At 59.6% G+C, this 6,920-nt stretch carries 6 protein-coding genes; 4 read left to right on the top strand and 2 right to left on the bottom strand.

What is annotated here, in order from left to right:
- Positions 1–17 precede the first annotated feature (17 nt).
- Positions 18–1,298, bottom strand: a complete 1,281-nt coding sequence (locus VF194_RS14945; RefSeq protein WP_330891976.1) for a TRAP transporter large permease — start codon at positions 1,296–1,298, stop codon at positions 18–20.
- Between the two features lie 35 nt (positions 1,299–1,333).
- A complete protein-coding gene (locus VF194_RS14950) occupies positions 1,334–1,879 on the bottom strand; it encodes a TRAP transporter small permease (protein WP_330891977.1) in 546 nt (181 codons plus the stop codon).
- A 295-nt stretch (positions 1,880–2,174) separates the two neighbouring features.
- Between VF194_RS14950 and VF194_RS14955 the strand changes: the two genes are divergently transcribed.
- From VF194_RS14955 to fcl, 4 genes are all read left to right on the top strand, one after another.
- Positions 2,175–3,218 (top strand): TRAP transporter substrate-binding protein, encoded by a 1,044-nt coding sequence (locus VF194_RS14955; protein WP_330891978.1) that lies wholly within the window; start codon positions 2,175–2,177, stop codon positions 3,216–3,218.
- 237 nt (positions 3,219–3,455) lie between these two features.
- Positions 3,456–4,622 carry a glycosyltransferase family 4 protein gene (locus VF194_RS14960; protein WP_330891979.1) on the top strand — a complete coding sequence of 389 codons (1,167 nt, stop codon included), beginning with the start codon at positions 3,456–3,458 and terminating at the stop codon, positions 4,620–4,622.
- 83 nt (positions 4,623–4,705) lie between these two features.
- The gene (gmd, locus tag VF194_RS14965) at positions 4,706–5,770 is read left to right on the top strand and encodes a GDP-mannose 4,6-dehydratase (protein WP_330891980.1); all 1,065 of its coding nucleotides are present in this window, start codon (positions 4,706–4,708) and stop codon (positions 5,768–5,770) included.
- A complete protein-coding gene (fcl, locus tag VF194_RS14970; protein ID WP_330891981.1) occupies positions 5,760–6,737 on the top strand; it encodes a GDP-L-fucose synthase in 978 nt (325 codons plus the stop codon). The genes gmd and fcl overlap by 11 nt, the downstream gene beginning before the upstream one ends.
- The last annotated feature ends 183 nt before the right edge of the window (positions 6,738–6,920 follow it).

Genomic DNA, 6,920 nt, shown 5'->3' on the forward strand with positions numbered 1-6,920 from the left:
GCGCATGGTATCACTCCCTAGAATAGGAGATCGATGGAAAAAAGCGTAATCGCCGGAAACAGGATCAATAGGGTAACGCGGATGAAATCCGAGATCAGGAACGGCACAACCCCGCGGAAGCTCTCTCCCATCGAAACGCCTTTCGCCATCCCGTTTATGACGAAGACGTTCATGCCGACTGGCGGTGTGATTAGCCCGACTTCCACTACGATCAGCGCCAGAATGCCGAACCAGATCGCGGTATGCTCAGGCGTCATGCCGAAATCCAATGCCATGATCACTGGAAAGAAGATCGGGATGGTCAACAGGATCATCGAAAGGCTATCCATCAAGCAGCCCAGCACCAGATACAGCAGCAGGATGGCGAGCAAGACGGCATAGGCCGGCAGACCGCTATTGCCAATCGCAGAAGCGGCCTCCATCGGCAGCCGGCTCAACCCCAAGAAGGCATTCAGCAAATCGGCGCCAAGCAGGATGAGGAAAATCATCGCGGTCGCCCGTGCCGCCTCGAGAAGGCATTCCAGAAACCCGGACCAGCGCATGCCGCCCTGAGTGAAGGCCATCACACCGGTGCCAAGCACACCGACAGCCGCCCCTTCGGTGGGCGTGAACCAGCCAAGATAGATGCCGCCGATGACCAGAGCGAAGATCATCAGCACTGGCCAGGTTTCGCGCAGGCTTTCAAGCCGCTCGGCCCAGCTTGTCCGCGGGCCGGCCGGTCCCGCTTCCGGATTGACGCGGACATAAACGGCGATTGCGATCATATAGCCGACCGCGGCGAGAACTCCCGGCACAAAGGCGGCAATGAACAGCTTGGCGATATTCTGCTCGGTCAGAATGGCGTAGATGACCAGAATCACCGAGGGCGGAATGAGGATACCCAGCGTGCCACCGGCAGCCAGCGTGCCGGTCGCCAGCGCCCCGGAATACTTGAAACGCCTAAGTTCCGGCAAGGCAACCTGCCCCATGGTCGCAGCCGTGGCCAAAGACGAGCCGCAGATCGCACCGAACCCGGCACAGGATCCGATGGCAGCCATAGCGACCCCGCCACGACAATGCCCGAGCCAGACATAGGCTGCCCGGAACAATGCCCGGCTCAGTCCGGCTCGGCTGGCAAGCTGGCCCATCAGCAGAAATAGCGGAATGACCGATAAGGAGTTGCTAGAAAAAAGCTGGAACGGCGCGGCCTTGAGATAGCTCAATAATGGCAGCCAGCCGTTCAGCACGGTGTAACCGGCCATTCCAACGGTCAGCATGGCAAGGCCGATGGGAACCCGCACGGCCAGCATCACGAACATGATGCCGAAACCCGCAATACCGACTGCGACGCCGCTCATTCCGGTATCCTCGCGCCTTCCGGATGAATCCCGGCTCGCACTTCCCGAATGCTGCGCCAGCTGGTGAAGGCGCAAACGATGGCAAGGAACGCGGTCCCCAACACGGCCGGGATATAGCCGAGCCAGACCGGTATCTGCAGGACCATGGTGGTTTCCTGATAGCCGCGCATTTCCAGTCCGCCACGCAGCAACTGCCAGGCGAGCAGGCCGGCGATCAGCGTGTAAAGAACATTGCTGACGAAGTCGAGGCTGGACTGCGCCCGCGGCGACAAGCCAGCCGTGAAAATGTCGACAAAGACATTGCCGCGCGTGAATTGGCAATATGGCAGGAAGCAGAAGATTGCGACGCCGGTACCAAGCTCGACCAATTCGAAGTCACCGGGAACCGGCGCTGAAAATGTGGCGCGACCTGCAATACTCACCACCGTCATCAGCGCAACACCCGCCAGAACCAGTCCGCCAAAAAGGGCAAGCGCGACACATCCCCGCCCGATGGCACGCTCTAAAACGCTCCCTGATCTCGTATCTCGATCGCTGGCCATCCTCATCCCCCCTCGAAATTGCTTGCAAGCGAAGGCGCTAGGCCCTTCCCGTTGCATCGCCCGCACGGGATAGGGCGTCGCAAGCATTCATCCGGCGTCTTTTTCCTCCTGCATTGCAGCGGAGCAGTATCTCCGCCGCGATCAGCTTTTTCCACCGATGGTTTGACATGCAATTATTGACATAGCTGACAACCGATCCTCAAGATCGCTGTATGGCGACGGCGAGAAGTAACGAGCAAATTACGCCATTGCTCTGCAATCGGGAAACCTAGGCAGGATAAGGGAGGAAAATGCCATGTCCGCTATTCGCACATTTGCGGGATTATGCAGTGCTGCCATTTTGGGGCTGATTCAGCCGCTATCTCCGGCGCAGGCCGCCGATCAGATCACGCTGCGGGTGGAACACTTCTTGCCGCCGCAGTCGACTGCACAAGTCGGGCTGCTCGAGCCCTGGGCGAAAAAGGTAATGGCGGCATCCCATGGCCGGCTCAAGATAGAGATCTATCCGGCGATGCAACTCGGCGGCAAACCGCCGCAGCTTTACGATCAGGTCAAGGACGGCGTCATCGATGCGGCTTGGACACTGCCCGGCTATACCCCCGGGCGCTTTCCGACCTCGGAAGTCTTCGAGCTGCCTTTCATGATCACGACCGCGGCTGCAACCAGCCGGGCCCTGTATGAATTCTATGAAAAGCACCTGCAGAAGGAATTCGCCGACGTACACCCGCTCGCCTTCCACGTCCATGCGCGCGGCCTGATTCACACGCGCGAGAAGGCCGTAACAAAGATCGAAGATCTGAAAGGCCTGAAGCTGCGCGCCCCCACCCGGCGGGTCGGACAGATGCTGGAAGAACTCGGCGCAACCCAGATCGGCATGCCGGTACCCCAGGTCCCGGAGGCGCTGTCGAAGAATGTCATCGATGGTGCCGTGGTGCCGTATGAAGTCATCGTTCCGCTGCGTGTTCATGAGTTGACCAAATATCACGCCCAACTCGATGGTAAGCACGGGCTTTATACTTCGGTCTTCATCTTCGCGATGAACAAGCGGAAATACGACAGCCTGCCCGCCGATCTGAAAAAGGCCATCGATGACAATTCCGGCGCCGCACTGTCGCAGGAAGCGGGAAGGATATGGGATCAGGCCGATGTTGACGGCTACGAGATCACGAAGAAAGCCGGCGGACAATTCACCTCAATCGGCGGCGCCGAGGCCGAACGCTTCCGCAAGGCGGCGGAACCCGTGATCGCGGAATGGATTGCGGATATGAACAAGAGAGGTTTCGACGGAAAGACGCTCTATAACGACGCTCTCAGCCTCATCGAAAAATATTCCAAGTAGACCAGCGGGAATTTCCTGATCCGCAGGAAGGCCGGCGCAATCGCCGGCCTTTCTTTTTTCGACTCTGGCGCGATGAAGCCTATCTTGTCCCGTCGCAAGCCAACGTCGACCCGATTCCTGCTAACGCCATGTCATACCATATTTTTCAGCCGATCAGTCACAGGTTGATCACTGGCAAACCACCCCTTCACTGGGGTTCTATGCTGACCACCCGCCTCATGCTCCCGAGGGTCCACTGTGACTGCGACAGCCGAAGCAGCCCGAACTGTCCCAATGACATCTGGCGTTCAGAAGCGTTTTGAGCGCGTTGCGGTCAGCAGCGTCTTCGGTGACCCGCTCGACCGCCGCACATGGTCTGCCGCGCCTTACAACCTGAGCCAGCAACTGAAGGCCCTCGGAATCGCGGTGGCCGGTGTGGGGACCGGCGCCATGCGCGGCGAGCAGGCATTGCTGGCAACCCATTTCAGCCTGATGGGGTATGGCACGCCGCGGAGCCGCGAGGCCGTCCTGCGAACACTGCCGGCGCGCCGCCGGGCTGCGGCGCGGCTGGCGGCGGCGATGGCCAGTTTGGGCATCCAGGATGCGCTGCATACCGGTAGCATGGATCTTTTGCCGACAGAGGCCGAGGACGGCACCAGACATTATCTGTACTGCGACCATACCTGGTCTTTATCGCTGCAACACCGCCCGGATCGGAACCGCTATAGCGCCCGCGCGGTCGAAGCCTTCGAATTGCTCGAACATAAGTCATTGTCCTGTGCCGCCCATATTTTCACGTTCGGCGCATATGTTCGGGACCATATCATCGATCATTACGGCATCCCGGCAGAGCAGGTCACCGCCGTAGGTTCCGGCATGGGCGAAATCGAGCCGTTCAACGGCGCCAAGGACTACAGCCGGCCGCATCTTCTGTTCGTGGCAAAACACCTATTCGTGGCCAAGGGCGGTGAGCTGCTGCTGGCGGCCTTCCGTATTGCGCGCAAGCATCGCCCCGACCTGCAGCTCACCATCGTCGGCGATCAGCGCAGCCGCCCCTTCGTGCCGGACGAGCCAGGCATCACGTTCCGCGCACATCTGCCTTGGGAAGAATTGCAGCGGCTCTACCGCGAGGCGAGCCTGCTGGTCCAGCCCATGCTGAACGACCCGTGGGGACAGGTCTACCTTGAGGCCCTGCTGTCATGCACGCCGGTGATCGGCTTGTGGCGCAATGGCCTGCCGGAAATCACCGACAACGGCCGGTATGGCTTCCTGGTCGACGAAGCAGATCCGCAGGCGCTTGCGGCAACCATTCTCGATGCCATCTCAGATCCTCAGCGCCTGGCTCGCATGGGCGAAGGCGGACGGGATCATGTGTTGCAAACCTACTCGTGGAAGACGGTCGCTCAGCGGATCGCATTCATTTGAGGAAACGCCCCTTGGATCGGCGGACCGGCGCAAAGACGCCTGACGCCACTCCCTAAGACCGGATCATAACAGAGGACGTTCTCATGGCCGACAAAGTTGCACTCATTACCGGCGCTACCGGGCAGGACGGTGCCTATTTGGCGGAATTCCTGCTCGATCAGGGCTATATCGTCCACGGAATCAAACGGCGGTCGTCATCAATCAATACCAAACGCGTCGATCACCTTTATCGGGATCCGCATGAATCGGGTGTTCGGTTCTTCCTGCATTACGGCGACATGACGGATTCAACCAATATCATCCGCCTGATCCAGGAAACGCAGCCGACGGAAATCTACAATCTGGCCGCGCAAAGCCACGTCCAGGTCAGCTTCGACACTCCGGAATATACGGCCAACACCGATGCGCTCGGCACCCTCCGCATCCTGGAGGCCATCCGTATCCTGAAGATGGAGGACAGGGTGCGTTTTTACCAGGCATCCACCTCAGAGCTGTTCGGCAAAGTGCAGGAGATTCCGCAGCGGGAAACGACGCCGTTCTATCCCCGCAGCCCCTACGCTGCCGCCAAGCTGTATGCCTACTGGATCACCGTCAATTACCGGGAGGCCTACAACATGCATGCCTCGAACGGTATTTTGTTCAATCACGAATCACCGATCCGCGGTGAAACATTCGTGACCCGCAAAATCACGCGCGCCGTTGCCGCCATCGAGCAGGGCCTGCAGAAATGCCTGTATCTCGGCAACATCGATTCCAAGCGTGATTGGGGCCATGCCCGGGATTACGTCGAAGGCATGTGGCGCATCCTCCAGCAGGACAAGCCGGACGACTACGTTCTGGCGACCGGCGAGGTGCACTCGGTGCGCGAATTCGTCGAGCTGGCTTTCCGCCATATCGACCGCGAGATCGTCTGGGAAGGCAAGGGAGTGGACGAAAAAGGTATCTGCAACCGCACCGGCGACATCCTTGTCGCCGTCGATCCGATCTATTACCGGCCGACCGAAGTCGATTTCCTACTTGGCGATCCGGAAAAGGCGCAGCGCAAGATCGGCTGGCGTCACAAGACCAGTTTCGAGCAGCTGGTCGCCGAAATGGTCGAGGCCGATCGCATCGGCCTGCAACACAGCGAGTATGCCAATGCCTGGTAAGGAAAATTACGCTCTGGCCGGCAAACGGGTCTGGGTAGCCGGCCATCGCGGCCTGGTAGGCTCCGCGCTGGTGCGACGGCTGGCGGCGGAGGATTGCGAAATCCTGACGGCGCCGCGCCAGCAGGTCGACCTCCGCTCCAGGGAGCAGGTCGATCGATGGATGCGGGAAACGCGTCCCCAGGCTGTTTTCGTTGCCGCAGCCAAGGTGGGAGGCATCTATGCCAACGACACCAAGCCGGCGGAATTCATCTACGACAACCTGATGATCGAGGCGAATATCATCGACGCGGCCCATCGCTGTGACGTCGAGAAGCTGACCTTCCTCGGATCGTCCTGCGTTTATCCACGCATGGCGCCTCAGCCGATCCCGGAATCGGCATTGCTCTCGGGCCCGCTCGAGCCGACCAATCAATGGTATGCCGTGGCAAAAATCGCCGGCATCAAGCTTGCTCAGGCCTATAGGTACCAATACGGCCGAAACTTCATCTCGGTCATGCCATCGAACCTCTACGGCCCCGGCGACAATTTCGACCTGATGGGCAGTCACGTCATCCCGGCTCTGATCGCGAAGTTCCATCGCGCCATCGAGGAGCGCGCGGACGCGGTGGAAATCTGGGGGACCGGCTCCCCTCTGCGCGAATTCCTCTTCGTCGACGATGCCGCCGATGGCATCGTCCATGCGATGAAGCATTACTCCGATGAGGATATCATCAATCTCGGCTCCGGCCGTGAAGTCACGATTCGGGAGCTGGCCGAGACGGTTGGCCGCGTCACCGGCTTTCATGGCGAGCTGGTGTTCGATCAAAGCAAGCCGGACGGCACACCGCGCAAGGTGGTGGATGTCAGCCGCCTGCGCGGCCTGGGCTGGCAGGCGCAGACATCACTCGAAGATGGTCTGCGGCAAACCTATCAATGGTATATTGAAAATATCGCCTCTCATCGCGAGCCATCCGTCGCGCATGCCTGATGGGCTGCGGCCTCTCGCCAAGCAACGGATCCGGCGAATCCTCGGCTAGAGCGTAGTTCGATGTCTCTGAATCGTGTCTTGGGACCTGTTTGAGACGGTGGTGAGTCCTTTGTGAGTCGGCGCCGGTTTTGGGTTTCGGGTTTTCGACGAATCAGATTCACCATCCCTGCTGGTAGGAGGTCA

It is taken from the genome of Ferrovibrio sp. (assembly GCF_036381655.1).
Taxonomy (GTDB): domain Bacteria; phylum Pseudomonadota; class Alphaproteobacteria; order Ferrovibrionales; family Ferrovibrionaceae; genus Ferrovibrio.

Bases quoted from the DNA above. Each gene is read 5' to 3' on its own strand.
- VF194_RS14950 (WP_330891977.1), bottom strand. From the start codon at position 1,879: ATGGCCAGCGATCGAGATACGAGATCAGGGAGCGTTTTAGAGCGTGCC.
- fcl (WP_330891981.1), top strand. From the start codon at position 5,760: ATGCCTGGTAAGGAAAATTACGCTCTGGCCGGCAAACGGGTCTGGGTA.
- gmd (WP_330891980.1), top strand. From the start codon at position 4,706: ATGGCCGACAAAGTTGCACTCATTACCGGCGCTACCGGGCAGGACGGT.
- VF194_RS14945 (WP_330891976.1), bottom strand. From the start codon at position 1,298: ATGTTCGTGATGCTGGCCGTGCGGGTTCCCATCGGCCTTGCCATGCTG.
- VF194_RS14955 (WP_330891978.1), top strand. From the start codon at position 2,175: ATGTCCGCTATTCGCACATTTGCGGGATTATGCAGTGCTGCCATTTTG.